Origin of the sequence: Meinhardsimonia xiamenensis (genome assembly GCF_900102905.1) — a bacterium.
In the GTDB taxonomy this organism is placed as follows: domain Bacteria; phylum Pseudomonadota; class Alphaproteobacteria; order Rhodobacterales; family Rhodobacteraceae; genus Meinhardsimonia; species Meinhardsimonia xiamenensis.
In genome coordinates this window covers 13,463-37,792 of the sequence record NZ_FNFV01000010.1, presented here as the reverse complement: position 1 = coordinate 37,792, position 24,330 = coordinate 13,463, and the positions used below count along the sequence as shown (strand labels likewise).

Below are 24,330 nucleotides of genomic sequence, written 5' to 3'. Positions count from 1 at the left end.
GCGGCGGGTTCGATGCGGTGGAGAGGCCGGGAGAGGGACATGCAGGAAGGTCTGTGGAATGGAGTGCGCAACAGTCTTGCCGGCGCAAAGGTCATCCGGCTCGATTCCCGCCGCGGTGGGGAGGGGAGCGCAGGGGTGAGCTTTCCGGCCATCGCCCAGGTCGAGGCCTACTGGGAAGCGCTGCGGGCGGGCCGGGCGATGCCGGAACGCGCCGAGATCGACCCGCGCGGGCTCGAAGCGGCGCTTGGCCATGCCTTCCTCGCCCAGCCCGTGGCGCCGGGTGTCATCCGCTTTCGTCTTGCCGGACGCCAGATCTGCGACCTCATGGGCATGGAAGTGCGGGGCATGCCGCTCTCCGCCCTGATCCGCCCGGACGCGCGCGATGCGCTGGCGCGCGTGATCGCCGCGCTCGAGGCGGGCCCCGGCGCCGCGCTGCTCGATCTCGATTCCGACCGTGGCACGGGGCGTCCGCCACTTGACGCCCGCCTGTTCCTGGCGCCGCTCAGCGAAGCCGGTGCGCCCGCGCGCCGTTTTCTCGGGTGCCTCGAGGCGCGCGGCGCCATTGGCCGCACGCCGCGCCGTTTCACCATTGCCAGCGTCTCGATCCGCCGTACCGGGGCGTCCGCGCGCGCCTCGCTCCCCGATCTGCCGGCGCAGGCCGACCCCCGGCGCGCGCCTGCGGACGCTCCGGCCATACCGGGGATGGCCGATGGCGCCGCGGTCTTTCGCCACGCGACCGGAGCCCGGCGAGGCCATCTGCGCCTCGTCAGGAGCTCGGACTGACCGCTCGCGCGCCGCTCAGGCCCCCGCCCCGCCGGCGGCCTGCTGACGGGGCTTGCGCAGGTTGCTCAGCTCCTCGGCCACGAGGAAGGCAAGCTCCAGCGCCTGGCTGGCATTGAGCCGCGGGTCGCAGGCGGTGTGGTAGCGGTCGGAGAGGTCCTCGTCGGTCAGCGCGCGCACCCCGCCGGTGCACTCGGTCACGTCGCGGCCCGTCATCTCGAAGTGCACGCCGCCCGGAATGGTGCCCTCGGCCTGATGCACGGCGAAGAACTCGCGCACCTCGCGCAGCACCGCCTCGAAGGGGCGGGTCTTGTAGCCGGTGGCCGACTTGATGGTGTTGCCGTGCATCGGGTCACAGGACCACACCACGACCGCGCCCTCCTCCTGAACGGCGCGGATCAGCCGCGGCAGATGCTCGCCCACTTTTCCCGCTCCGAAACGGGCAATCAGCGTCAGCCGGCCCGGCTCGTTCTCGGGGTTGAGCTTCTCGATCAGCCGTTTCAGATCGTCCGTGGTCAGCGACGGGCCGCACTTGAGCCCGATCGGATTCTGCACCCCGCGGGCGAACTCGACATGGGCGCCGTCGGGCTGGCGCGTGCGGTCACCGATCCAGATCATGTGGCCCGAGCCGGCCACGGGCTTGCCCGTGGTCGAGTCGATCCGGCACAGCGCCTCCTCGTATTCCAGAAGCAGCGCCTCATGGCTGGTGTAGAAATCGACCGAGGTGATCTCGGGGTTGTTCTCGGGCGTGATGCCGGCGGCCGTCATGAAATCGAGCGCGTCGGCAATGCGATTGGCCATGTCGCGGTAACGCGCCGCTTCCGCGCTCTTGGTGAAGCCGAGCGTCCAGGCATGCACGCGGTGCAGGTCGGCGAAACCGCCGGTGGAGAAGGCGCGCAGAAGGTTCAGCGTTGCCGCCGACTGGGTGTAGGCCTGCAGCATCCGGTTAGGGTCCGGGGTTCGCGCCTCGGGGGTGAACTCGAAGCCGTTGATGATGTCGCCCCGATAGCTCGGCAGCTCGACCCCGTTCACGACTTCGGTCGGCGAGGAGCGCGGCTTGGCCATCTGCCCGGCCATGCGGCCGACCTTGACCACCGGCACCTTCGCCCCCCAGGTCAGCACCATCGCCATCTGCAGGAGCACCTTGAAGGTGTCGCGGATGTTGTCGGCGGAGAACTCGGCAAAGCTCTCGGCGCAGTCGCCACCCTGAAGCAGAAATGCCTCGCCCCGCGCGGCCGCGGCAAGCTCGGCCTTGAGCTTGCGCGTCTCGCCGGCAAAGACGAGCGGCGGGAAGCTTGCAAGCTGCGCCTCGACGCGCGCCAGCGCCTCCTTGTCGGGATAGTCCGGCATTTGGATCCGTGGCTTGTCGCGCCATCCCGATTTCGTCCATTCGCTCATCTTCGTCGCTCCGCTCATGCTCGCGCCTGTCTCGAGGCCCCTGTGCCGGGACCTTGTCTCGAGGCTGTTCCGGGCCATGGTTATAGGCGCTGCAACGCGGCACTGCAAACCGCGCGGCACGCGACATGCCTTGCGCTGTCGCGGCAAAGCTGCTTCGCTGATGTGGCGAGGGAATGTTCCATGGCCTGAGGGGTTTGGCCGAATGGAAAAGACGAGTCGGCTGCCGGCGCAAGCGGCAGCGTCAGAGGAGGTACGGCCCGACAAGCCGCGCCGCTTCGTGTTTCTGTTGCTCGACAAGTTCACGCTTCTGAGCTTTTCGGCGGCGGTCGAGAGCCTGCGCATCGCCAACCGCATGGCCGGCCGCGAGCTGTATTCCTGGCGCCTGCTGAGCGAAGATGGCCAGACCGTCACCTGCTCGGCCGGCATCGAGTTTCGCGTTGACGGCGGGCTTGAGGAGCTGGAGCGGGACGACACCATACTCGTGTGCGGCGGGATCGAGGTGCAGAAGGCGACCACCCGCCGCATCCTCAACTGGCTCAGGCGCGAGGCGCGCAAGGGTTCGGCGGTCGGCGGTCTGTGCACCGCCGGCTACACGCTTGCGCGGGCCGGTCTGCTCGACGGCAGGCGCGCCACCATCCATTGGGAAAACCAGGACAGTTTCGCCGAGGAATTCGACACGGTGCAGCTCACCAAGTCGGTCTTCGTGATCGACGGCAACCGCATCACCACCGCCGGCGGGACCGCCTCGATCGACCTGATGCTGAGGCTCATCGCCGAGGATCACGGCGCCGACCTCGCCAATCTGGTGGCCGACCAGCTCATCTATTCCTCGATCCGGACGGATCAGGACATCCAGCGGCTCTCGGTGCCGACGCGCATCGGGGTACGCCACCCCAAGCTCGCCCGCGTGATCCAGATGATGGAGGCCAACATCGAGGAGCCGGTGAGCCCCTCGCTGCTCGCGAGCGAGGTCGGGCTGTCCACCCGCCAGCTCGAGCGGCTCTTCCGCCGCTACCTCAACCGCAGCCCCAAGCGCTACTACATGGAGCTGCGCCTGCAGAAGGCGCGCAACCTGCTGATGCAGACCGACATGAGCGTCATCAACGTGGCGCTCGCCTGCGGCTTTGCCTCGCCAAGCCACTTCTCAAAGTGCTACCGCGCCCATTACAACACGACGCCCTATCGCGAACGCGGCACCCAGGCGCAGCGCCACGCCGAGCCGTGAGACATCCCGGCCTTCACCCTGGGGCAAATACCCCCGCCGGAGGCATCGCGCGGGCACCGCGCGATCGCCCGCACCGCGCCTGACGCAACGATAGGGCCAACTCACGCGGCTTCCACCGCATCGGCGCACTTCCCTTTTGGCGCCCTCGCGGCTAGCTTCCGTCGGGGACAATGTCCATTCAGGGAGAGTGACATGAAGAAACTGCTTCTCGCCTCCGCGGCCGTGGCCGCGATGGCCGCGGCGCCCGCGATGGCCGGCAGCCACATGAAGGAAGTCAAGATCGGCATCATCCTCGGCTTCACCGGGCCGATCGAATCGCTGACCCCGCACATGGCCGCGGGCGCCGAGCTCGCCATCGAGGAGGTCAACGCCTCCGGCCTGCTTCTGGGCGGCACGAAGGTCGCGCCCGTGCGCGCTGACTCCACCTGCATCGACGCCGGCGCCGCCGTTGCCGCGGCCGAGCGCCTCGTCACCGCCGAAGGCATCAAGGCGATCATGGGTGCGGACTGCTCGGGCGTGACCGGCGCCATCCTGCAGAACGTCGCCCTGCCCAACGGCATCGTGATGATTTCGCCTTCGGCCACCTCGCCCGGCCTCAGCCACCACAACAACGAGGACAACGGCCTGTTCTTCCGCACCGCGCCGTCGGACGCGCGCCAGGGCGAGGTCATGGCCGAGATCCTGCTCGAGCAGGGGATCACCGAGGTCGCCCTCACCTACACCAACAACGACTACGGCAAGGGGCTTGCCGACAGCTTCCAGGCCGCCTTCGAGGCGCGCGGCGGCAAGGTGACCATCTCCGTGCCGCATGAGGACGGCAAGGCCGACTACTCCGCCGAGGTCGGCGCGCTGGCCGCGGCCGGCGGTCAACGTCTCGTGGTGGCGGGCTATGTCGATCAGGGCGGCTCGGGCATCGTGCGCGCCGCGCTCGACACCGGCGCCTTCGACACCTTCCACTTCCCCGACGGGATGATCTCGGCGAAGCTCGAGGAGAACTTCGGCAGCGAGATCGACGGCTCCACCGGCCAGCACCCCGGCACCGACAGCCCCGGCGTGGCGAGGTTCGCCGAGCTCGTGGGCGACAAGTTCGACGCCACCTCGCCCTTCACGCCCGAGTCCTATGACGCCGCGGCGCTGATCATGCTGGCGATGCAGGCGGCTGGCAGCGACGACCCGAATGTCTTCAAGACCAAGGTCATGGACGTCGCCAACGCGCCGGGTGAGAAGATCTATCCCGGCGAGCTCGACAAGGCGCTGAAGATCATCGCCGAGGGCGGTGACATCGACTATGTCGGCGCGAGTGCCGTGGAGCTGATCGGCCCCGGCGAGTCGGCGGGCAACTACCGCGAGATCGTCATCAAGGACGGCAAGATCACCACGGTCAGATACCGGTGACACCCGCCTGACGCAGCGAAACCCGCGGCCCGGCCCTTGCATGGCCGGGCCGTGATGGTTTAAGCGCCCGCGAAATCCGCGAGGGGGAGCGCGGAGAGAGGGGAGAACGGACCCATGGCCGAGCCCATGATCCGGGTGGAAAACCTGCACAAGCATTTCGGCGGCTTCCATGCCGTGGACGGCGCTTCGCTCAGCATCGAGAAGGGCACCATCACGGGGCTGATCGGCCCCAACGGCGCCGGCAAGACCACGCTCTTCAACGTCGTCGCCGGCGTCCTGCCCCCCACCTCGGGCAGGGTCTACATGGAGGGCGAGGACATTACCGGCCTGCCGCCCCACACGCTGTTTCACAAGGGGCTGCTCAGAACCTTTCAGATCGCGCACGAGTTCTCGTCGCTGACGGTGCGAGAAAACCTGATGGTGGTCCCGCCCCACCAGTCCGGCGAGACGCTGTGGAACGCCTGGTTCCGCCGCGGCCGCGTGGCGGCGGAGGAACGCGCGATCGCGAAGAAGGCCGACGAGGTGCTGGAATTCCTCACCATCGACCATCTCGCCGACGAGAAGGCCGGCAACCTCTCGGGCGGGCAGAAGAAACTTCTCGAGCTCGGCCGCACCATGATGGTCGATGCGCGCGTGGTGTTTCTCGACGAGGTGGGCGCGGGCGTGAACCGCACGCTTCTCAACACCATCGGCGACGCCATCGTGCGGCTCAACCGCGAACGCGGCTACACCTTCTGCATGATCGAGCACGACATGGATTTCATCAAGCGGCTGTGCGACCCGGTGATCGTGATGGCCGAGGGCAAGGTGCTGGCCGAGGGCTCGGCCGAAGAGATCATGTCGAACGAGGCGGTGATCGAGGCCTATCTCGGCCGCGGCCTCAGGAACAAGGCCCGCGCCGCGAAGGCCGAGGCATGAGGGGAGCGGAGCGATGAGCGACAACCCCTGGGCGGAAGACCGCGGCAACATGGACCGGTCGATCGGCGACCCCGAACATCAGGGCACGATTCCGGCGCGCCAAGGCGGCCCGGCGGTGCCGGTCGAAAACGGCGGGCCGTTCCTGATCGGCGAGAAGATGACCGGCGGCTATGGCGGCGCGGACATCCTGCATGACTGCACCATCTGGGTGGAGAAGGGCGAGATCGCCGTCATCGTCGGGCCCAACGGCGCGGGCAAGTCCACCGCCATGAAGGCGATCTTCGGCATGCTCGATCTGCGCAGCGGTCGGGTGAAGCTCGACGGGCTCGACATCACCGCGCTGACCCCGCAGGACCGGGTGGCCCACGGCATGGCCTTCGTGCCGCAGACCAACAACATCTTCACCTCGCTGACGGTGGAGGAAAACCTCGAGATGGGCGCCTTCCTGCGCCGCGACGACATCTCGCGCACCATGGAACAGGTCTATGAGCTGTTCCCGATCCTGAAGGAAAAGCGCCGCCAGCCGGCCGGCGAGCTTTCAGGTGGGCAGCGCCAGCAGGTGGCTGTGGGGCGCGCGCTGATGACCGAGCCGCAGGTGCTGATGCTTGATGAGCCCACCGCCGGCGTCTCGCCCATCGTCATGGACGAGCTCTTCGACCGCATCATCGAGGTCGCGCGCACGGGCATCTCGATCCTGATGGTCGAGCAGAACGCCCGCCAGGCGCTCGAGATTGCCGACCGCGGCTTCGTGCTCGTGCAAGGCCGCAACGCCTATACCGACACGGGCCAGGCGCTTCTGGCCAACCCGGAAGTGCGCCGCACCTTCCTCGGAGGATGAGGATCGCCATGCAAATAACTGACACCAAGGCGATTTCAGAGAATTTCTCGCTGCCGGCCTGGGGAGGCCTGTAATGGATCTGCTCAACGCCATCGTGGCGCTTCTCAATTTCGTCATCATCCCGGCCACCGCCTATGGCGCCCAGCTTGCGCTCGGCGCGCTGGGGGTGACGATGATCTACGGCATCCTGCGCTTTTCCAACTTCGCCCATGGCGACACCATGGCCTTCGGCACCATGGTCACGGTGCTGATGACCTGGGCGCTGCAGGGCTGGGGGGTGTCCATTGCGCCGCTGCCCACGGCGCTTCTGGCGCTGCCCGTGGGGATCGTGGTGACGGCGGCGCTGCTTCTGGGCACCGACCGCGTGGTCTACCGATTCTACCGCGCTCGCAAGGCCAAGCCGGTGGTGCTGGTGATCGTGTCGATGGGCGTGATGTTCATCATGAACGGGCTCGTGCGCTTCATCATCGGCCCCGATGACCAGCGCTTCGCCGACGGCGCGCGCTTCGTGATCAATGCGCGCGAATTCAAGCAATGGTCGGGGCTCGACGAGGGGCTGGCACTGCGCACGAGCCAGGCGATCACCATCGTCACCGCGGTGATCGTCGTCGCCCTGCTCTTCTGGTTCCTGATGCGCACCCGCACCGGCAAGTCGATGCGCGCCTTCTCCGACAACGAGGATCTGGCGCTGCTCTCCGGCATCAACCCCGATCGGGTGGTGACCATCACCTGGATGATCGTCGCCGCGCTCGCCACCGTCGCCGGCGTGCTCTACGGGCTCGACAAGTCCTTCAAGCCCTTCACCTACTTCCAGCTTCTGCTGCCCATTTTCGCCTCGGCCATCGTCGGCGGGCTCGGAAGCCCCGTGGGCGCCATCGCGGGCGGCTTCCTGATCGCCTTCTCCGAGGTCACCGTGACCTACGCCTTCAAGAAGGTCGCGGGCTATCTGTTGCCCGAGGCGCTGGAGCCCGAGGGGCTGTTGCAGCTTCTGTCCACCGACTACAAGTTCGCGGTTTCCTTCGCGATCCTGATCATCGTGCTTCTCGTGCGCCCGACAGGGCTTTTCCGGGGGAAAGCGGTATGACACCTGCGATCAAGAACACCGCCCTCTTCGCCCTGGTCTTCGGGCTGATCCTCGCCACCGGCTTTCTGCAGAGCTGGAACGTGGCGCTCGGCATCCTCAACATGGGGCTCATCTCGGCGATCATGGCGCTCGGGGTGAACATGCAGTGGGGTTATGCCGGGCTCTTCAACGTCGGCGTCATGGGCTTTGTCGCCCTCGGCGGGCTTGGGGTGGTGATCACCTCGATGGCGCCGGTGGGCGAGGCCTGGGCGGCGGGGGGCTTGCGCGTGATCGTCGCGCTTCTCACCGGCGCGGGCACCATCGCCGCCGCCATCCTCGCCTGGAAGCGGCTCAAGCGCCACCGCGGGCTTGCGGTCACGGCGATTCTGGTCGTGGGCTTCTTCGTCTATCGCTGGCTCTTCGACCCGGCGGTGGCCGCGATCGAGGCGGTGAACCCCGCGCGCGAGGGCTATCTTGGCGGGCTCGGGCTGCCGGTGCTTCTCGGATGGGTCGTGGGCGGGCTTCTCGCTGCCGGAGCGGCCTGGATCGTGGGCAAGGTGGCGCTGGGCCTGCGCTCGGACTATCTCGCCATCGCCACGCTGGGGATCGCCGAGATCATCATCGCCGTGCTGAAGAACGAGGACTGGCTCTCGCGCGGCGTGAAAAACGTCATCGGCATCCCCCGCCCCGTGCCCTACGAGATCGACTTGCAGAACGACCCCGGCTTCGTGGAGCGCGCGCAAGCCTGGGGGCTTGATCCGGTCACCTTCTCCTCGATCGCGGTGAAGCTCGCCTATGCGGGGCTGTTCGTCGTGGTGCTGCTGGCGCTGGTGTGGCTCGCGGAGCTTGCGCTCAACTCGCCCTGGGGGCGGATGATGCGCGCGATCCGCGACAACGAGATCGCCGCCGAGGCGATGGGCAAGGATGTCACGCTGCGGCATCTGCAGATCTTCATCATCGGCTCGGCGGTCTGCGGGCTCGCAGGCGCGATGATGACCACGCTCGACGGGCAGCTGACGCCCGGAAGCTACCAGCCTCTGCGTTTCACTTTCCTCATCTGGGTGATGGTGATCGTTGGCGGCTCGGGCAACAACTGGGGCGCGGTGCTGGGCGGCTTTCTGGTCTGGTTTCTCTGGGTCGAGGTGGAGCCCCTGGGACGGCTCCTGATGGAGCTCGTCACCGCGCCCATGCCCGAAGGCTTCTGGCTGAAGGACCATCTTCTGGAGAGCGCGGCGCACATGCGTCTGCTGACGATGGGGGTCATCCTGCTCCTCGTGCTCCGGTTCAGCCCGCGCGGGCTGATCCCCGAGCGGTAGGGTGTTCGAGCCAGCCCCCAAAGAGAGAAGGGCAGCGGCCGGCCCGACGGGGTGGGCGGAGCAGCGCCCGCCCCGTGGGGGGGCGGGTCGGGCGCTGCCCGGCGCGGGGCGCCGGGCAAGACAGCCTCAGCCTTCACAGCGTGCGCGAAACGACGCGCGTTCAAGGCCCCTCGCCCTCCTCCTCCCCGCCGCGGGCAGCGCCTCACGCATGCGCGGGGCCGACAAGCTTCTCGAAGAGGTGGGCGGCGAACCGCTTCTGACGCGGCTTGCGCGCGCAGGCCTTGCGGCCGGCCTCACCGTGATCGTCACCCTTCCCGAGCCAGCGGGTGCCCGCGGCGAGGCTCTGGCAGGCCTCGACGTGCTCCGCGTGCCGGTGCCCGACGCCGCCGAGGGCATGGCCGCCTCGATCCGCGCCGGGCTCGCTGCCTGCCCGGAGGACCCCGCGGGGCTCATGATCCTGCCCGCCGACATGCCCGAGATCGACGCGGCCGACCTCGCCCTGCTTGCCGAGGCATTCGCCGAGGAGCCCGAGCGCGTCATGCGCGGCGCCGGAGAGGACGGCACGCCGGGGCACCCGGTGATCTTCCCGCGCCGCCTTTTCCCGGCGCTTGCCGCGCTCAGGGGCGACGAAGGCGCGCGCCGGGCGCTGAAGGGCGAACATGTGCGCCTCGTCCCTTTGCCGGGGCGCCATGCTCTGACCGATCTCGACACGCCGGAGGAATGGGCCGCCTGGCGTGCAGGGCGCTCAGGCTGAGGCGAGCGGCCGGGCGCGGATGCGCGCCAGACTGAGCCACACCGGCCCGCCACCCTCCACCCCGCGCAGCGGCGCTGGCACCCAGGAAGCCGGGATCGTCAGCCGTTCGCCGCCCGTCTCGAGCCCGTGCGGGCGCGTCTCGGGCGCCCCTTCGCCCGGCTCGGGGCCGAGGATGCGCCCCTCGAGCACCGCAACCCCCGATGTCGCGCCGGGATCGCGGGTGCTCAGGCTGAGGTCCCGGCCAAGCGGGATCGCCCAGATCTCGCCCACGCGCCCCTGGCCCTCGACGCGCAGCACGGCATCGGCCCGCTCAAGCTCGATCCAGCCCTCGCCCGCGGCGCGCACCCGGCCGGTGAGCCGTGGCGCGGGCGGCTGCCAGCCAGCCGCGCGCCCGCCGGCGATGGTCAGAACCCGGTCGGCGAGATAGGTGATCTCCCCCTCGCCATGGGTGACATAGAGAAGCGGCACGCCGAAATCGGCCACGGCGCGGGCGATATAGGGCTGAAGCCGCTCCTTGCGCGCGCGGTCAAGCCCGGTGAGCGGCTCGTCCATCACCAGAAGCCGCGGCCTTGCGGCAAGCGCGCGGCCGAGCGCCACCCGCCGCGCCTCGCCGCCCGAGAGCGTCTGCGGCGCGCGATGCAGGAGCGGGCCGAGATCGAGCGCCTCGATCACCGCCGCCACCATCTCGCGCCCCGCGCCCCGCCGGCGCGCGCCATAGGCGAGATTGGCGGCGACATCCATGTGCGGAAACAGCCGCACATCCTGAAACACGAAGCCGATCCCCCGCCGGTGCGGCGCGAGCCCCGACCAGTCGGCGCCGTCGAAACGGATGGTGCCGCGCACCGCAGGCTCAAGCCCCGCAATCACTCGCAAGAGCGTCGTCTTGCCGCCGCCCGAGGGGCCGGTGATGACGGTGATGCCGGCAAGGGGGATGCGCTCGGCGAGCTCCAGCGTGAAGCCGGGCAGGGTCGCGGTCACGTCGATCTCGAGTTGCCCCGTCACCGCCCCGCCCCGTCGCGCCGGTTGAGGATGTAGACCGCGCTCAGCACCAGAAAGCTGAACACCAGAAGCCCCGCCGAGAGCAGATGCGCGGTGGCGTAGTCGAGCGTCTCGACCGCCGAGAACACCTCGATCGACAGAACGCGGGTCTTGCCGGGAATGTTGCCGCCCACCATCAGCACCACCCCGAACTCTCCGAGGGTGTGGGCAAAGCTCAGCACCGCCGCCGTCAGCACGCCACGGCGCGCCAGCGGCAGCGCCACCGAGCGGAAGGCGTCAAGCCGCGTGGCGCCAAGCGTGGCCGCGGCCTCCATGTAGCCTGTCCCCACCGACTGGAAGGCCGTCTGCAGCGGCTGCACCGCGAAGGGGAGCGAGTATAGAAACGAGCCCACGACGAGACCGGAGAAGGAAAAGGTCAGCGTCTCGCCCGTCAGCCGCACCCAGGCCGCGCCAAGCGGGCTTTCGGGGCTGAGGAAGATCAGCAGATAGAAGCCGAGCACCGTGGGCGGCAGCACCAGCGGCAAGGCCACCACCGCCTCCACGAGCGGGCGCAGGCGGGTGCGCGTGGTGGCCAGCCACCAGGCCAGCGGCAGGGAGAAGATCACCAGCAGCACCGTTGTCATCGCGGCGAGCTTGAGCGTGATGAGAACGGGGGTGAGGAAACCGGTCACCGCCCCGCCTCCGCATCTTCTGTCGGCTCCCGCATCGCCTCGGTCGGCACCGGCAGGCCGTAGCCTGCCGCCGCGATGATGGCCCGCGCCTCCCCGCTCTGCAGGAAGTCGAAGAAGGCGCGCGCGGCCGGGTTCCTGCCGCCCCTCAGCGTCAGCGCCGCCTCCTGGAGGATGGGCGCGTGCAGCTCGGGCGGGATCGGCACATGGCCAAGCCGTCCTGCGACCTCGAGCGCCTGGGCGAGCGAGACCAGCCCCAAAGGCGCGTTGCCGGTGACGACAAAGGCCAGCGCCTGACCGACGCTCTCCCCGAAGATCACGCCTTCACTCCAGCGCTCCGGCCCGCGCAGCGCGATGAGCACCTCGCGCGCGGCAACGCCATAGGGCGCGGTCTCGGGGTTGGCGATGGCAAGACGCCGGCCGGCATCGGCGAGAAGTGCGCGCCAGTCGCTGCCCGCGTCCACTCCGCGCCCGGCAAGCGCCAGCCGTCCCAGCGCATAGGCCCGCCGCCCGCCCGGTGCCAAAAGCCCCTCGGCTTCAAGCCGACGGGGGCGCTCGGCATCAGCGGCAAGGAAGAGATCATAGGGCGCCCCGGCCCGGATCTTCGCATAGAGCGCGCCGGTTGCACCATGGATCAGAACGAGCTCATGGCCGGTGGCCGCCTCGAAGCGCGCCGCGAGGTCCTCAGCGGTTGCAAGGAAATTTGCCGCCACGGCGACCGTGGCGCGCGCGGCATTTGCGGCCGCCGGGGCGAGCACGGCCCCCGCGACCATTACCATCGCCAGAAACCATCCGCGTGCCAAGCGCCCGCTTTCCTTCCGCCACCCTCACGACTGCCCGCTGGCAGGCCGCACCCGCCGCTGGCCTGCCATGATTGCCTTTCGCGGAAGCAAGGGCAACAGGACAGCGGCGCGCGGAATGGCGCGCTCAGATGCCGCGCAGATCCTCGGGCAGCAGATCCTCGGGCATGTTCTGGTAGCACACGGGCCTCAGCCAGCGGCGGATGGCGAGCGTGCCCACCGAGGTGTGGCCGAAGTTCGTGGAGGCCGGATAGGGCCCGCCATGCACCATGGCATCGGCCACCTCGACGCCGGTCGGAAAGCCGTTCGCCAGCACCCGGCCCGCCTTGCGCTCGAGGATCGGCATGAGCGCCTGCGCCTCGGCCGTGTCCTCCGGCTCCATCTGCAGCGTGCAGGTCAACTGACCCTGAAACGCGCGCGCCACCGCAAGCCGCTCCTCGGCGTCGCGGACCAGCACGATGAGGCCGAGTGGTCCGAACACCTCCTCGCCAAGCTCCGCGTTGGCGAGCCACTCCGCGCCGGTGGTCACATATACCGAGGGCGCCGCGCCACGCCTGTCGCACACCGAGGTCAGAAGTTCGCGCACCCCCGTGCCCGCCGCCAGCCGCTCGCGCCCCCGCGCGAAGGCCGCCGCGATGGCGCTCGTCAGCATCGTCTGGACGCCGACCGCCGCGAGCGCGGCACGCGCGGCTTCCATGAAGGCCTCGGCCTCGGGGCCCTCGCGCAGGATGACGATGCCCGGATTGGTGCAGAACTGCCCCGCCCCAAGCGTGAGCGAGGCCGCCCAGCCCTCGGCGATCTCGCCGCCGCGCCGCGCGAGCGCATGGTCGAGAATGAAGACCGGGTTGACCGAGCCCAGCTCGCCATAGAAGGGGATCGGCTCGGGCCGCGCCGCGCACAGATCGAAGAGCGCCCGCCCCCCGGCCAGCGAGCCGGTGAAGCCCACGGCCTTGATCAGCGGATGCTGGACGAGCGCCTGGCCCACCTCGTGGCTCTGGCCGTGGATCTGGGAAAAGACGCCCGGGTGCAGCCCGCAGGCGCGCCGCGCCGCATCGATCGCCTGGGCGACGAGGTCGGACACGCCGGGATGGGCCGGGTGACCCTTCACCACCACCGGGCAGCCCGCGGCAAGCGCCGAGGCGGTGTCACCCCCGGCGGTGGAGAAGGCGAGCGGGAAGTTCGAGGCACCGAAGACGGCCACCGGCCCGACGGGGCGCTGCATCAGCCGCAGGTCCGGGCGCGGCAGCGGCTTGCGATCGGGCAGCGCGGGGTCGTGGCGACGGTCGAGATAGTCGCCCTTCTCGATATGGTCGGCGAAGAGGCGAAGCTGGCCGGTGGTGCGCCCGCGCTCGCCCTCGAGCCGGGCGGCGGGCAGGCCGGTTTCCTTCTCCCCCTGCGCGGTGATCTCGGCGCCGCGCGCCTCGATCTCGTCGGCGATGCGGCGCAGGAAGGCGGCGCGCTCGGCGCGCGACGAATAGCCGAAGGACCAGAACGCCTCCTCGGCGGCCTGAGCCGCGCGCGCGACATGCTCGGGCGTGCCCGCCGCAAAGATGTCCGGGGCGCCGGAGACGGGCTCATTGGTGAAGGTCTCCGCGCCGCCGACCCATTCGCCGGCGATCAGGTGCTTCCCTGTGAGCATGATCTCTTTTCCTCTCCGTCATGAAACCCGCCCCTTGTTAGGCAACCGGGCAGGTCTGCGAAAGGGAAAAGCGCAAACACACAAAGGCTTGGCCCCATGAGGCCAGGCTCGGGCGCCTTGCGGAGGGCGCGGGCTTCATGCTCAATGTGACGCCAAGGAACCGCGTGGAGGAGCGTGATCGTCATGAAATCGATTTTCACCGCCGAAGAGCTGGCCGGAACCTGGGTCGGCCGGGTCTGGAACCCCGTCGAGCAAGGGCCGTCGGTGGTGACGATCCGCGCCGGGCGGGTGGTGGACATCACCTCGCCCACCGCGCCGCTCGTGCGCGACATCTGCGAGATGGAGGATCCGGCCGGTTTCGTCCGCACCGCGGAAGGCGTTGATCTGGGCAGCATCGAGGAGATCGCCGCCAACCGGCCGGGCGACCGGCGCGTGGTGCACTTTCTTGCCCCCTCGGACCTGCAGCCGGTCAAGGCCTGCGGCGTGACGTTCGCGCGCTCGATGGTCGAGCGTGTGATCGAGGAGCAGGCCGCTGGCGACCCTGCCCGTGCGGAGGCGATTCGCCGGCGCGTGCAGGCGGTGATCGGCGAGAGCCTGCGCAACATCCGCCCCGGCTCGCCGGAGGCGGCCCGGCTGAAGGAGGCACTCGTCGCCGAAGGCATGTGGTCGCAGTATCTCGAGGTCGGGATCGGCCCCGATGCCGAGGTCTTCTCCAAGGCGCAGGCGCTTTCGGCTGTCGGCTGGGGTGCGGAGGTCGGGATCCACCCGATGTCGCAATGGAACAATCCCGAACCGGAAGTCGTGCTGGCGGTCAACTCGCGGGCCAGGATCGTGGGCGCCACGCTGGGCAACGATGTCAACCTGCGCGACGTGGAGGGGCGCTCGGCGTTGCTTCTCTCGAAAGCCAAGGACAACAACGCCTCCTGCGCCATCGGCCCGATGATCCGGCTGTTCGATGGCGACTTCACGCTTGACGATGTGCGCGTGGCCGAGCTCGACATGACCGTGACGGGCGAGGACGGCTTCGTCCTGAACGGCCGTTCATCGATGCACGAGATCAGCCGCGACCCCGAAGACCTCGTGGCCCAGACGATCGGCGCCCATCATCAGTATCCCGACGGGTTCATGCTGTTTCTGGGCACGCTGTTTGCGCCTACCGAGGACCGCGGGGCACCGGGCCAGGGCTTTACCCACAAGCCGGGCGATGTGGTCGAGATCGCCGCGCCCGGTCTCGGGCGACTGGTCAACACGGTGCGGCTGTGCACCGATTGCCCGCCGTGGACCTTCGGCGTGCGCGCGCTCATGACCAACCTGGCCGCCCGCCGCCTGCTCTGAGAGCGCGCCTGCCCCGCCACCCGCTGCCGCCGTCCGGCGGGCGGGTCGGCTTGCGCGGGGATGACCGCGTGCCCATATCTCGCAACTGAACGGGCCCTTGCGGCCGGCGGAAAAAGGAAGTCGCCATGTCGGATCAGCTCACGCAGCGCGCCTCTTGGCATGGCGGCGATGGGCTGCCCGACCCCCTGTTTCAGCCCGAATTCTATGCCGACGTGCCGATCAAGCGCTTTTTCGCCTGGCTCGTCGATGCGGCGGCGATCCTGCTTCTGACGGTGCTGGCGCTACCGTTCACCGCATTTCTGGGCCTGCTGTTCTTCCCGCTCCTGTGGCTTGGCGCGGGGATCGGTTACCGCGCGGCGTTCATCGCCCGGAATTCGGCGACCCCCGGCATGAGGCTTCTCTCCATCGAGCTGCGCGATGGCGCAGGCCGCCGGCTCGATCCGGGCATGGCGATTGCCCACACCCTGCTCTACAGCTTCTTTCTGGCAACGGTGGTGGTGCAGGGGGTGTCAGTGGCGCTGATGCTCTCCACCCCGCGCCGGCAGGGACTGCACGACCTGATGCTTGGCACCGCCATGATCAACCGACCCGCCGAGCCTTGAGCGGCCCAGGCGCGTTGCGTGATGCCGAGGCTTGGCGGCGGGGCCGGGCCTTGCTAACGTCACGCCGGAATGCGCCATACCCTGCCCATAGCGCCGCAGTTCTACGTGACGGCCCCCCAGCCCTGCCCCTATCTCGAGGGGCGGATGGAGCGGAAGCTGTTCACCGCGCTGCACGGCGAGGGCGCGACACAGCTCAACGACGCGCTTTCCAAGCAGGGCTTCCGGCGCTCGCAGAACGTGCTCTACCGGCCGTCCTGCCCCGATTGCGCTGCCTGCCTCTCGGCGCGCATCCGCGTGGCCGATTTCCGCCCCTCGCGCACCCAGCGCAAGGTGGAGAAGCGCAACGCCCACCTGAAACGACAGGCCACCTCGCCCTGGGCCACGGAGGAGCAATATGCGCTCTTCCGAGCCTATCTCGACTGTCGCCACGCCGATGGCGGCATGGCCGACATGGACATCTTCGAATTCGCCGCGATGATCGAGGAGACGCCCATCCGCAGCCGGGTCATCGAGTATCGCGACGCGAGCGCCGGGCGCCGGGCCGAGCTCGTGGCCGTGTGCCTGACGGACGTGCTCGATGACGGGCTGAGCATGGTCTACTCCTTCTACGACCCCGACCGTCCGGCGACGAGCCTCGGCACTTGGATCATCCTCGACCATATCCGCATCGCCCGCGAGGCGGGTTTGCCGTATGTGTATCTGGGCTACTGGGTGCCGGGCAGCCCCAAGATGGGCTACAAGGCGCGCTTCTCCGCGCTCGAGGTCTACCACAGGGGACAGTGGCACGATCTTGGCGACCCCGAGAGCTATTCGGCCGAAACCCATCCGCTTTCGGTGGAGCCCATCGCCGAGCAGGTCGCGCGCCTGTCACTGCCCGATCGCCGCCCCACCGAGGGCTGAGACGCAATTTCCTTCCTCGCCGCGCGTTGAAAAGGAAACCGCCGCACCCCTTGCACGGCGCGCGCCCGCGCTCCACTCTTCTCTTCGCGCCAGACGATAGCAGGAACAGGCCCATGCCCAGCGAAAAGGTCAGCTTTGCCGGACATGACGGCAGCGCGCTTGCGGCACGTCTCGATCTGCCCGCGGGGCCGGTTCTGGCCAGCGCGCTCTTTGCGCATTGCTTTACCTGCGGAAAGGACATCCCCGCAGCGCGGCGCATCGCCGGGCGGCTCGCGGCGATGGGGATTGCCGTTCTGCGCTTCGACTTCACCGGGCTCGGCCACTCCGAGGGCGAGTTTGCCAACACCGGCCTCTCGGCCAATGTCGCCGATCTCGAGGCGGCGGCGAGCTATCTGACCACGCACGGGCTGGCACCGGGCCTCCTGATCGGCCATTCACTGGGCGGCGCGGCGGCACTGCGCGCAGCACCCCGCATCGGCTCGGTGCGCGCCGTGGCCACCATTGGCGCGCCCTTCGACCCCTGTCATGTGACCGGACATTTCGCCGAGGCCCTGCCGCGGATCGAGGCCGAGGGCGCGGCGGAGGTGATGCTCGGGGAGAGGAGCTTCCGCATCAGCCGCGACTTCCTGCGTGACATCTGCGCGGAGAATCTGGAGGCCGACGTCCGCGGGCTCGGTCGGGCGCTTCTCATCCTGCACTCCCCGCGTGACGAGGTGGTGCCGATCGACAATGCGGCGAAGATCTTCATGGCGGCCAAACATCCCAAGAGCTTCGTCACCCTCGATGACGCCGATCACCTTCTGAGCCGGGCCGAGGACGCCGAATATGCCGCCGAAGTCATCGCCGCCTGGGCGAGCCGCTATCTCGGCCTCAAGGCGCCGCCGCCGCCGCCCGGCGCGCCCGAAGGCGTGGTGCGCGTCTCCGAGGCCGATGCGAACGGCTTTCTTCAGGACATCTCCCACGGCCCCTGGCACCATGTGCTGGCCGACGAGCCGGTGGAGTTCGGCGGCACCAACCGCGGCATGTCGCCTTATGGCTTTCTCGCCGCCGGGCTTGGCGCCTGCACCTCGATGACCATCCGCATGTATGCCCGGCGCAAGGGCTGGCCGCTGGCCCATGTCGAGGTGGATGTCACCCACGCCAAGGTGCATGCAAGGGACGCGGAGGCAGACTCCGGGGGACAGGTGGACGAGTTCCGCCGCGTGATCCGCCTCGAGGGCGCGCTTGACGAGGCGCAACGGGCGCGGCTTCTGGAAATCGCCGACAGGTGCCCCGTGCACCGCACGCTCACCCGCGGCGCGCGGGTGGTGACCGAGCTTGCGCCGGTGCCGCAGCGCGCGTGAGCCGTCAGCCCCGGCGGTAGAGGCTTTGCATCCGGTAGTCCTTGCGCGGGCCCCTCACCCGCCACACCGCGCGCCAGTCGGGCCAGCCGGTGAAGTCATAGGCCACGCGGTAGTGATCGGGCGGGCAGAGATGCTCGGCCTCGGGCTTCGCGCCGGGGGCGATGACGTGAAAGGGGCGGCCATCCGCGAACAGAACCTCGATCGCTCCGCCCTGCCCCGCCCGCCAGAGATAGCGGCGGCTCGCCTTGAGCGGTGTGGCGCCGGGCAGCGTCAGCGTGCCCTCCTCGGTCAGGGCAAGCGCCCCTCCCTCCTCGGGCGCAAACAGCGCCTCGCCAGAGAAGCGCACGACATGGCCGGCGGCGAAATCCTCGATCTCGCGCGCAAGCCGCCAGCGCCCGGCGAAATCCTCCAGTTCCTTCCAGCCGCTCATCGCCCGCCCGCCTTGCCGCCCGCGCCTGCCCAGTCTATCACCCCCGCGCCGAGATCGAAGACGAGGAAAGGCCCGCGCCCATGATCCCCCGCTACTCCCGCCCCGAGATGGTCGCCATCTGGTCGCCCGAGACCAAGTTCCGCATCTGGTTCGAGATCGAGGCGCACGCCTGCGACGCCCAGGCCGCGCTTGGCGTGATCCCCAGGGAGAACGCCGAAGCGGTGTGGAAGGCGAAGGACGCCACCTTCGACATCGCCCGCATCGACGAGATCGAGGCGGTAACCAAGCACGACGTGATCGCCTTTCTCACCCATCTCGCCGAGATCATCGGGCCGGAGAACGCGCGCTTCGTGCATCAGGGCATGACCTCGTCGGATGTGCTCGACACCACCTTCAACATCCAGCTCGTGCGCGCGGCCGACCTTCTGCTCAAGGACATGGACGCGCTTCTTGCCGCGCTCAAGCGCCGCGCCTTCGAGCACAAGGATACCGTCTGCATCGGCCGCAGCCACGGCATTCACGCCGAGCCGACGACGATGGGGCTGAAGTTCGCCCGTTTCTATGCCGAGATGAAGCGCGGGCGCGAGCGGCTCGAGGCGGCGCGGCGCGAGGTTGCCACCGGCGCGATTTCGGGCGCGGTCGGCACCTTCGCCAATATCGACCCGGCGGTCGAGGCGCATGTGTGCAAGATGATGGGGCTTGAGCCCGAGCCGATCTCCACCCAGGTGATCCCGCGCGACCGGCACGCGATGTTCTTTGCAACGCTCGGCGTGATCGCCTCCTCGATCGAGAACATCGCCGTGGAGATCCGGCATCTGCAGCGCACCGAGGTGCTGGAGGCGGAGGAATACTTCTCGCCAGGGCAGAAAGGCTCCTCGGCGATGCCGCACAAGCGCAACCCGGTCCTGAGCGAGAACCTCACCGGCCTTGCCCGCCTCGTGCGCATGTCTGTCACGCCCGCGCTCGAGAATGTCGCGCTCTGGCACGAGCGCGACATCTCGCATTCCTCGGTGGAGCGGGTGATCGGCCCCGACGCCACCGTGACGCTCGATTTCGCGCTCGCCCGCCTCACGGGGCTCATCGACAAGCTCGTGATCTATCCCGAGAACATGCGCCGCAATCTCGAGCTCACGCGCGGGCTCATCCACTCCCAGCGCGTGCTGCTGGCCCTCACCCAGAAGGGCGTGAGCCGGGAGGATGCCTATCGGCTTGTGCAGCGCAACGCCATGAAGGTGTGGGAGGAGGGCAAGGACTTCCTCACCGAGCTCAAGGCCGACCCGGAGGTGACGGCGGTGATGACGCCCGAGGAGATCGAGGCCAACTTCGACCTCGACTATCACCTCAAGCATGTCGACACGATCTTTGCCCGCGTCTTCGGCGAAGAGGCCGCCGCGGCGGCGTGAGCCACGGCTGGGCGGCGGCGGCCCGATGTGCTAGCATCTCGGGGTCACAAACAGGGAGAAAGGCACCGATGCTGCGCCCCTTCTTCATCGCGCTCCTTCTCGCCGCCGCCCCCATCGGCACCAGTTTCGCCCTCGCCTGTCAGGCGCATGACGCCAAGCAGGCCATGAGCTGCGCCGAAGACGCGGTCTGGGACGAGGAAAAGGCCACCTGCGTCAAGGTCACCGGCTGAGGGCGCGGCCGGGCGGCCAGGGGCGCTCCCGCGCGGGCATTGAACCGCTTGCCTTGGCTCGGCGGCTAGCAGGGCGTTAACTTCCATCTGCAATTCTCCGCCCGAACGGTCTGGCGGGGGAAATGATGGAGGCGCAGGAAACGACCGGCAGCCAGGAACCACGCACGCAGTCGCCGCGCGTGAGCGAAGACTCGCGCGCCGCCGGTCTCTCGCGCCGCACCAAGGCGGCAATCATCGTGCGGCTCCTGCAGGCGGAGGGCATGAGCCTGCCGCTCTCCGAGCTGCCCGAGGCGCAGCAGACCGCCCTCGCCCGCGACATGGCGCGGCTGAGATACATCGACCGCGCCACTCTTCATGCTGTGGCGCGTGAATTCGCCGACGAGCTTGAGGGCGTGGGGCTCGCCTTTCCAGGCGATATCGACCGCGCCCTTGCCGCGCTCGAAGGGCAGATCAGCGAGCATGCCGCCGCCGCGTTGCGCCGCGAGGCGGGTCTGGGGCGCGACCGCGACCCGTGGGCGCGATTGGCCGAGCTCGATCCCGGGCGTCTTGCCAGGGTGCTAGAGGAGGAAAGCGTCGAGGTCGGGGCGGTGATGCTTTCCAAGCTGCCCGTCCCCCGCGCGGCCGAGCTTCTGGGCAGGATCCCCGGCGAACGCGCCCGCCGCATCTCGCTTGCCGTCTCGCGCACGACCGCCGTGCGCCCCGAGACGGTGCAACGCATCGGTCAGGCCATCCTCGAGCGGCTCGAGGCAGAGCCGCCAAGCGCCTTCACCGCCGAGCCGGTCAAGCGGCTGGGCGCGATTCTCAACGTCTCTCCGGCGGCCACGCGCAACCGCGTGCTCGAGGAAATCGAGGCGGAAGACGCGAACTTCGCCGAGGGCGTGCGCCGCGCGATCTTCACATTTGTCAACATCCCTGCCCGCATCGATCCGCGTGACGTGCCGAAAATCACCCGCGCGGTGGAGCCGGCCGAGCTTGTGCGCGCTCTCGCTGCCGCCTCACGGCTGGGGGAGGAAAAGGCAGCGGCCGAATTCATCCTTGCCAACATGTCCCAGCGCATGGCGGGCCAGCTGCGCGAGGAGATGGAGGAGCTCGGCCGGCTGCGCCCCGAGGAGGGCGAGGCGGCAATGACGGCTGTCGTGACAGCCATCCGCGCGCTCGAGGAGGCGGGCGAGATTGTGCTGACGGCCGAGGAGGGGTGAGCGCGGGCGACGCTGGACAGCCCATGCGCCGCGCCTTAGGCTCACGCCATGCAGGACGACGACGCGAAGATCCTCCCGATTCCGACGCGCGCCGAGGGCCGGCGCTGGCACGACATGGGCGGCGAGGATGCCGGCCCGGTGGAGCTTTGCGAGCATGACTACGCGCTCTGGGAAAAGCGGGTGGACGCGCTGATGGTGATCTGCTCCTCCAAGGGGCATTTCACCGTCGACGGGCTCAGGCGCGCGCTCGAGGACATGGGCGAAGAGGCCTTCGAGACCATGAGCTACTACGAGCGCTGGGTGGCGGCGATCAACCAGAACCTCGTGGAGGCGGGCGTCTACACCCTCGAAGAGCTTGGCCGGCGCATGGAAGAGGTGCGCGCGCGCGGCGCCACCTATGGCGAGGCCGCCGCGCCGCATGAAGCTGCGGGCGATGGCTGAGCGGGTGCGGGTGGCGCGCTGGATGCCGCCGGGGCATGTGCGCACCCCGGCCTATCTGCGCGGGCGCGTGGGCGAGGTCGAGCGCCGGCTTGGCACCTTCCCCAACCCCGAGCAGGCGGCCTACGGGCTGCCGGCCGAGCCGCGCGAGCTTGTGCGCGTGCGCTTTCGTGCCGCCGACATCTGGGGCGCGGAGGCCGAACGTCCCGACGACCTGATCGAGGCCGAGATCTACGGCCACTGGCTCGAGCCGGTGGCGCATCAGGACTGACGCCATGGCCCACGACGCCCCTTTCGCGCACTCCGGCATGTCGCCCTCGGGCCATCCCTACCGGCCCGACAATGACGAGCCGCTCACCTACTGGCAGTGCATGGAGATCGCCATGCGCGAGCTTCTCATCGAGAAGGGCGTGACCACTCCGGAGGAAATCGCCCGCCAGATCGAGGCGATGGACGCGCGCAGCCCCGCCAATGGCGCCGCCCTCGTCGCCCGCGTCTGGACCGACCCCGCCTTTCGCGAGCGCGTGCTTGCGGATGCCTCGGACGCCGCGCGCGAGATGGGCTTTGACATCGGCCCCCTGCGGCTCATCGCGGTGGAGAACACTGACGAGGTCCACAACGTCATCGTCTGCACGCTCTGCTCCTGCTATCCGCGCAACCTCCTCGGCCTGCCGCCCGACTGGTACAAGTCGCGCGCCTACCGCTCGCGGGTGGTCAGGGAGCCGCGGGCGGTGTTGCGGGAATTCGGCGTGGAGCTGCCCGAGCATGTGACGATCCGCGTCCACGACTCCACCGCCGAGATGCGCTACATCGTCATCCCCCGGCGCCCCGAAGGCACGGAGGGGATGAGCGAGGGTGAGCTTGCCGCGCTTGTCACCCGCGATTCGATGATCGGCACCGGCCTGCCGCGCCGCCCGGAATGAGCGCCCTGCCCTCGCCGGGCGACAACGCCCGCGGCATCCTGCTGATGATCGGGGCGATCTTCGCCTTCTCGCTGATGGATCTTCTCGCCAAGGCCATCGGCCAGCGCGCCGATGTGGTGATGGCGCTCTGGGCGCGCTACGCCGGCCAGGCGCTCGTGGTGCTGCTTCTCGTCGCCCCGCGTCTCGCCAGCGTGGCGCGCACCCGCCATCCGGGGCTGCAGCTTCTGCGCTCGGTCGTGCTTCTGGGCGCCACCATCAGCTTCTTCACCGGGCTCACCCATATCGGGCTCGCGGAGGCCACCGCGATCATGGATGTGAACCCCGTGCTCGTCACTCTGGGGGGCGCGCTGTTTCTGGGCGAGCGGCTCGGCCCGCGCCGGCTCGCGGCCATCGCCTTGGCGCTTCTGGGCGCGCTTGTCATCATCCGCCCCGGCTCGGCGGTGTTTTCGCCCTATGCCGTCCTGCCGCTGCTCGCGGCGATCTTCTACTCGGCCTATGCACTTCTCACCCGTCTTGCCGGACGCGACGAGGATCCATGGACATCGCTTCTCTACACCGCGCTCTTCGGAGCAGTGGTGCTTTCCTTCGCCGTGCCATTCTTCTGGGTCCCGCCCGATGCGGTAACGCTCGCGCTCATGGCCGCGATCGGGCTTGTTGGTGCGGCCGGGCAACTGATGCTGATCCGCGCCCTTGCGCTGGCCGAGGCCGGCACCGTCGCACCCTTCTCGTATGCGGGCCTCGTCTTCGCGGCCATCTGGGGGCTGGTCTTCTTCGGCGAGATCCCCGACATGCCCACCGTGATCGGCGCGGCGATCATTGCCGGTGCAGGGCTCTATGTCTGGTATCGGGAGACGCGTGCTGCGCGCGCCGTGCACGTTGGGCCGCGCCCGGGGCCATGACGCTTCAGCGCAACCGCGCCGCGGCCAGCACCTCGCCCGGCCCATCGGACTGGATCACCACGACAACCGGCTCCGGTCCGGTCACGGCAAGCTCCAGCTGGAAGGCGTTTCGCCCGTCCCAGCGGGCAAGGTGCATCCATTCGGTGACGATGTTGCGATAGGTGATGGTGCGCCCCGCATTCTCGCCCCGGCTTATGGCCACGGTGGCCGAGGGCAGGTAACGCACGAGCTGCACCACCATCTGCGCCGGCAGCGCATGGGCCAGAGGGCGCGCGGTGATGGTCAGCCGGCTCCCCGCCCGCGCGAGATCAAGCGCAACCAGCGGGGCGCGCTCGCGTTGGCGCATCAGCGCATCGGCCAGCCGCATCGGCTTGGCACCGACGACGTGCTCGGTGCCGTTCACGATCATCTGCGGCGTGTAGATGGTGCGATGACCGGCCGCGCGCGCATAGGCCTTCTGGCGGGCGGTGAACTCGGGCCGGGCGAAGCCGTCCTTCCAGCCGATGTAGTCCCAGTAGTCCACGTGCAGCGCGAGCGCGATCACGTCGTCGCGGTCGGCCAGCTCGGCCAGAAGCGCGTCGGCCGGCGGGCAGGCCGAGCAGCCCTGCGAGGTGAACAGTTCCACCAAAACTGGCGGCGCCTCGCCGGCCCGCGCCGGAGAGGATGCCAGGAGTGCAGAGACCAGCGCCAGAAGGATGAGAACCGCCCGCATTCGGACCTCCTTTGCAGAACGCCCCATACCTAGCCCGCCACCCCGCTCGCGGCCAATCAACGATTGGCGAGATGGCCTGCAGGATTGCGCCCCAGGGCGTCGCGCCTGCCGGGACGGCCATCC

Annotated in this window: 25 protein-coding genes and 1 pseudogene; 19 read left to right on the top strand and 7 right to left on the bottom strand. The window is 69.1% G+C overall.

Features of this window, described 5'->3' with window-relative positions:
• Positions 1 to 39 precede the first annotated feature (39 nt).
• On the top strand, positions 40 to 783 hold the full coding sequence (locus BLQ14_RS14435; RefSeq protein WP_170068476.1) for a PAS domain-containing protein: 744 nt from the start codon (positions 40 to 42) through the stop codon (positions 781 to 783).
• Between the two features lie 15 nt (positions 784 to 798).
• Here BLQ14_RS14435 and BLQ14_RS14430 read toward each other — a convergent pair whose 3' ends face one another.
• The gene (locus BLQ14_RS14430) at positions 799 to 2,178 is read right to left on the bottom strand and encodes a class II 3-deoxy-7-phosphoheptulonate synthase (RefSeq protein WP_092501277.1); all 1,380 of its coding nucleotides are present in this window, start codon (positions 2,176 to 2,178) and stop codon (positions 799 to 801) included.
• Between the two features lie 202 nt (positions 2,179 to 2,380).
• On the opposite strand from BLQ14_RS14430, the gene BLQ14_RS14425 reads away from it, so the two are divergent.
• The 7 genes and pseudogenes from BLQ14_RS14425 to BLQ14_RS14395 all read left to right on the top strand — a co-directional run.
• Complete coding sequence (locus BLQ14_RS14425) at positions 2,381 to 3,403, top strand: GlxA family transcriptional regulator (protein ID WP_092501276.1); 1,023 nt, start codon at positions 2,381 to 2,383, stop codon at positions 3,401 to 3,403.
• Positions 3,404 to 3,595: 192 nt separating this feature from the next.
• Positions 3,596 to 4,798: an ABC transporter substrate-binding protein gene (locus BLQ14_RS14420; protein ID WP_092501275.1), complete on the top strand. Its 1,203-nt coding sequence runs from the start codon at positions 3,596 to 3,598 to the stop codon at positions 4,796 to 4,798.
• A 126-nt stretch (positions 4,799 to 4,924) separates the two neighbouring features.
• A complete protein-coding gene (locus BLQ14_RS14415) occupies positions 4,925 to 5,716 on the top strand; it encodes an ABC transporter ATP-binding protein (protein ID WP_092501293.1) in 792 nt (263 codons plus the stop codon).
• A 13-nt stretch (positions 5,717 to 5,729) separates the two neighbouring features.
• Positions 5,730 to 6,554: an ABC transporter ATP-binding protein gene (locus BLQ14_RS14410; RefSeq protein WP_092501274.1), complete on the top strand. Its 825-nt coding sequence runs from the start codon at positions 5,730 to 5,732 to the stop codon at positions 6,552 to 6,554.
• A gap of 73 nt (positions 6,555 to 6,627) precedes the next feature.
• Positions 6,628 to 7,638, top strand: coding sequence for a branched-chain amino acid ABC transporter permease (locus BLQ14_RS14405; RefSeq protein WP_092501273.1), 1,011 nt, complete (start codon positions 6,628 to 6,630; stop codon positions 7,636 to 7,638).
• On the top strand, positions 7,635 to 8,933 hold the full coding sequence (locus BLQ14_RS14400; protein ID WP_092501272.1) for a branched-chain amino acid ABC transporter permease: 1,299 nt from the start codon (positions 7,635 to 7,637) through the stop codon (positions 8,931 to 8,933). Before BLQ14_RS14405 ends, BLQ14_RS14400 begins: the two co-directional genes overlap by 4 nt.
• 175 nt (positions 8,934 to 9,108) lie before the next feature.
• Positions 9,109 to 9,687 (top strand): annotated as a pseudogene (locus BLQ14_RS14395) (nucleotidyltransferase family protein); the annotation flags it as partial.
• Here BLQ14_RS14395 and BLQ14_RS14390 read toward each other — a convergent pair.
• The 4 genes from BLQ14_RS14390 to BLQ14_RS14375 all read right to left on the bottom strand — a co-directional run bounded on the left by BLQ14_RS14390 (position 9,679) and on the right by BLQ14_RS14375 (position 13,793).
• Positions 9,679 to 10,689: an ATP-binding cassette domain-containing protein gene (locus tag BLQ14_RS14390; RefSeq protein WP_211295367.1), complete on the bottom strand. Its 1,011-nt coding sequence runs from the start codon at positions 10,687 to 10,689 to the stop codon at positions 9,679 to 9,681. The pseudogene BLQ14_RS14395 and the gene BLQ14_RS14390 sit on opposite strands and share 9 nt — an antisense overlap.
• Positions 10,686 to 11,357, bottom strand: coding sequence for a molybdate ABC transporter permease subunit (modB, locus tag BLQ14_RS14385; RefSeq protein WP_092501270.1), 672 nt, complete (start codon positions 11,355 to 11,357; stop codon positions 10,686 to 10,688). The genes BLQ14_RS14390 and modB overlap by 4 nt, the downstream gene beginning before the upstream one ends.
• The gene (modA, locus tag BLQ14_RS14380) at positions 11,354 to 12,157 is read right to left on the bottom strand and encodes a molybdate ABC transporter substrate-binding protein (protein ID WP_211295366.1); all 804 of its coding nucleotides are present in this window, start codon (positions 12,155 to 12,157) and stop codon (positions 11,354 to 11,356) included. The genes modB and modA overlap by 4 nt, the downstream gene beginning before the upstream one ends.
• Before the next feature lie 124 nt (positions 12,158 to 12,281).
• Positions 12,282 to 13,793, bottom strand: coding sequence for an aldehyde dehydrogenase (NADP(+)) (locus BLQ14_RS14375; protein ID WP_092501268.1), 1,512 nt, complete (start codon positions 13,791 to 13,793; stop codon positions 12,282 to 12,284).
• Between the two features lie 183 nt (positions 13,794 to 13,976).
• Here BLQ14_RS14375 and BLQ14_RS14370 point away from each other — a divergent pair, with 183 nt between their 5' ends.
• From BLQ14_RS14370 to BLQ14_RS14355, 4 genes are all read left to right on the top strand, one after another.
• Complete coding sequence (locus BLQ14_RS14370) at positions 13,977 to 15,128, top strand: fumarylacetoacetate hydrolase family protein (protein ID WP_092501267.1); 1,152 nt, start codon at positions 13,977 to 13,979, stop codon at positions 15,126 to 15,128.
• A 125-nt stretch (positions 15,129 to 15,253) separates the two neighbouring features.
• Positions 15,254 to 15,730 (top strand): RDD family protein, encoded by a 477-nt coding sequence (locus BLQ14_RS14365; protein ID WP_092501266.1) that lies wholly within the window; start codon positions 15,254 to 15,256, stop codon positions 15,728 to 15,730.
• Positions 15,731 to 15,799: 69 nt separating this feature from the next.
• On the top strand, positions 15,800 to 16,630 hold the full coding sequence (locus tag BLQ14_RS14360; RefSeq protein WP_092501265.1) for an arginyltransferase: 831 nt from the start codon (positions 15,800 to 15,802) through the stop codon (positions 16,628 to 16,630).
• Between the two features lie 113 nt (positions 16,631 to 16,743).
• Positions 16,744 to 17,973: a bifunctional alpha/beta hydrolase/OsmC family protein gene (locus BLQ14_RS14355; RefSeq protein ID WP_092501264.1), complete on the top strand. Its 1,230-nt coding sequence runs from the start codon at positions 16,744 to 16,746 to the stop codon at positions 17,971 to 17,973.
• A 4-nt stretch (positions 17,974 to 17,977) separates the two neighbouring features.
• On the opposite strand, the gene BLQ14_RS14350 is transcribed toward BLQ14_RS14355, so the two are convergent.
• A complete protein-coding gene (locus BLQ14_RS14350; protein ID WP_092501263.1) occupies positions 17,978 to 18,403 on the bottom strand; it encodes a DUF6314 family protein in 426 nt (141 codons plus the stop codon).
• Between the two features lie 80 nt (positions 18,404 to 18,483).
• Here BLQ14_RS14350 and purB point away from each other — a divergent pair, with 80 nt between their 5' ends.
• The 7 genes from purB (at position 18,484) to BLQ14_RS14320 (ending at position 23,495) form a co-directional block, all read left to right on the top strand.
• Complete coding sequence (gene purB / locus BLQ14_RS14345; RefSeq protein WP_092501262.1) at positions 18,484 to 19,806, top strand: adenylosuccinate lyase; 1,323 nt, start codon at positions 18,484 to 18,486, stop codon at positions 19,804 to 19,806.
• A gap of 68 nt (positions 19,807 to 19,874) precedes the next feature.
• Entirely contained in the window at positions 19,875 to 20,036 is a 162-nt protein-coding gene (locus tag BLQ14_RS15465) for a hypothetical protein (protein WP_170068474.1), read from the top strand.
• A 179-nt stretch (positions 20,037 to 20,215) separates the two neighbouring features.
• Positions 20,216 to 21,235 carry a flagellar motor switch protein FliG gene (locus BLQ14_RS14340; RefSeq protein WP_245657126.1) on the top strand — a complete coding sequence of 340 codons (1,020 nt, stop codon included), beginning with the start codon at positions 20,216 to 20,218 and terminating at the stop codon, positions 21,233 to 21,235.
• 114 nt (positions 21,236 to 21,349) lie between these two features.
• Positions 21,350 to 21,676 carry an SH3-like domain-containing protein gene (locus tag BLQ14_RS14335; protein ID WP_092501291.1) on the top strand — a complete coding sequence of 109 codons (327 nt, stop codon included), beginning with the start codon at positions 21,350 to 21,352 and terminating at the stop codon, positions 21,674 to 21,676.
• A complete protein-coding gene (locus BLQ14_RS14330) occupies positions 21,669 to 21,944 on the top strand; it encodes an SH3-like domain-containing protein (protein ID WP_342670251.1) in 276 nt (91 codons plus the stop codon). The genes BLQ14_RS14335 and BLQ14_RS14330 overlap by 8 nt, the downstream gene beginning before the upstream one ends.
• 4 nt (positions 21,945 to 21,948) lie before the next feature.
• A complete protein-coding gene (gene nthA / locus BLQ14_RS14325; RefSeq protein WP_245657124.1) occupies positions 21,949 to 22,596 on the top strand; it encodes a nitrile hydratase subunit alpha in 648 nt (215 codons plus the stop codon).
• A complete protein-coding gene (locus BLQ14_RS14320; protein ID WP_092501259.1) occupies positions 22,593 to 23,495 on the top strand; it encodes a DMT family transporter in 903 nt (300 codons plus the stop codon). The genes nthA and BLQ14_RS14320 overlap by 4 nt, the downstream gene beginning before the upstream one ends.
• 4 nt (positions 23,496 to 23,499) lie before the next feature.
• Here the strand turns inward: BLQ14_RS14320 and BLQ14_RS14315 are convergent, their stop codons facing one another.
• Positions 23,500 to 24,207: a DUF1223 domain-containing protein gene (locus tag BLQ14_RS14315; protein ID WP_092501258.1), complete on the bottom strand. Its 708-nt coding sequence runs from the start codon at positions 24,205 to 24,207 to the stop codon at positions 23,500 to 23,502.
• Positions 24,208 to 24,330 lie beyond the last annotated feature (123 nt).

Coding starts and splice junctions, on each gene's coding strand:
- BLQ14_RS14365 (WP_092501266.1), top strand. CDS start 15,254: ATGTCGGATCAGCTCACGCAGCGCGCCTCTTGGCATGGCGGCGATGGG.
- BLQ14_RS14335 (WP_092501291.1), top strand. CDS start 21,350: ATGGGCGGCGAGGATGCCGGCCCGGTGGAGCTTTGCGAGCATGACTAC.
- purB (WP_092501262.1), top strand. CDS start 18,484: ATGATCCCCCGCTACTCCCGCCCCGAGATGGTCGCCATCTGGTCGCCC.
- BLQ14_RS14315 (WP_092501258.1), bottom strand. CDS start 24,207: ATGCGGGCGGTTCTCATCCTTCTGGCGCTGGTCTCTGCACTCCTGGCA.
- BLQ14_RS14435 (WP_170068476.1), top strand. CDS start 40: ATGCAGGAAGGTCTGTGGAATGGAGTGCGCAACAGTCTTGCCGGCGCA.
- BLQ14_RS14355 (WP_092501264.1), top strand. CDS start 16,744: ATGCCCAGCGAAAAGGTCAGCTTTGCCGGACATGACGGCAGCGCGCTT.
- BLQ14_RS14415 (WP_092501293.1), top strand. CDS start 4,925: ATGATCCGGGTGGAAAACCTGCACAAGCATTTCGGCGGCTTCCATGCC.
- BLQ14_RS14320 (WP_092501259.1), top strand. CDS start 22,593: ATGAGCGCCCTGCCCTCGCCGGGCGACAACGCCCGCGGCATCCTGCTG.
- BLQ14_RS14420 (WP_092501275.1), top strand. CDS start 3,596: ATGAAGAAACTGCTTCTCGCCTCCGCGGCCGTGGCCGCGATGGCCGCG.
- BLQ14_RS14370 (WP_092501267.1), top strand. CDS start 13,977: ATGAAATCGATTTTCACCGCCGAAGAGCTGGCCGGAACCTGGGTCGGC.
- BLQ14_RS15465 (WP_170068474.1), top strand. CDS start 19,875: ATGCTGCGCCCCTTCTTCATCGCGCTCCTTCTCGCCGCCGCCCCCATC.
- BLQ14_RS14350 (WP_092501263.1), bottom strand. CDS start 18,403: ATGAGCGGCTGGAAGGAACTGGAGGATTTCGCCGGGCGCTGGCGGCTT.
- BLQ14_RS14405 (WP_092501273.1), top strand. CDS start 6,628: ATGGATCTGCTCAACGCCATCGTGGCGCTTCTCAATTTCGTCATCATC.
- BLQ14_RS14410 (WP_092501274.1), top strand. CDS start 5,730: ATGAGCGACAACCCCTGGGCGGAAGACCGCGGCAACATGGACCGGTCG.
- BLQ14_RS14330 (WP_342670251.1), top strand. CDS start 21,669: ATGGCTGAGCGGGTGCGGGTGGCGCGCTGGATGCCGCCGGGGCATGTG.
- BLQ14_RS14400 (WP_092501272.1), top strand. CDS start 7,635: ATGACACCTGCGATCAAGAACACCGCCCTCTTCGCCCTGGTCTTCGGG.
- nthA (WP_245657124.1), top strand. CDS start 21,949: ATGGCCCACGACGCCCCTTTCGCGCACTCCGGCATGTCGCCCTCGGGC.
- BLQ14_RS14360 (WP_092501265.1), top strand. CDS start 15,800: ATGCGCCATACCCTGCCCATAGCGCCGCAGTTCTACGTGACGGCCCCC.
- BLQ14_RS14375 (WP_092501268.1), bottom strand. CDS start 13,793: ATGCTCACAGGGAAGCACCTGATCGCCGGCGAATGGGTCGGCGGCGCG.
- BLQ14_RS14430 (WP_092501277.1), bottom strand. CDS start 2,178: ATGAGCGAATGGACGAAATCGGGATGGCGCGACAAGCCACGGATCCAA.
- BLQ14_RS14425 (WP_092501276.1), top strand. CDS start 2,381: ATGGAAAAGACGAGTCGGCTGCCGGCGCAAGCGGCAGCGTCAGAGGAG.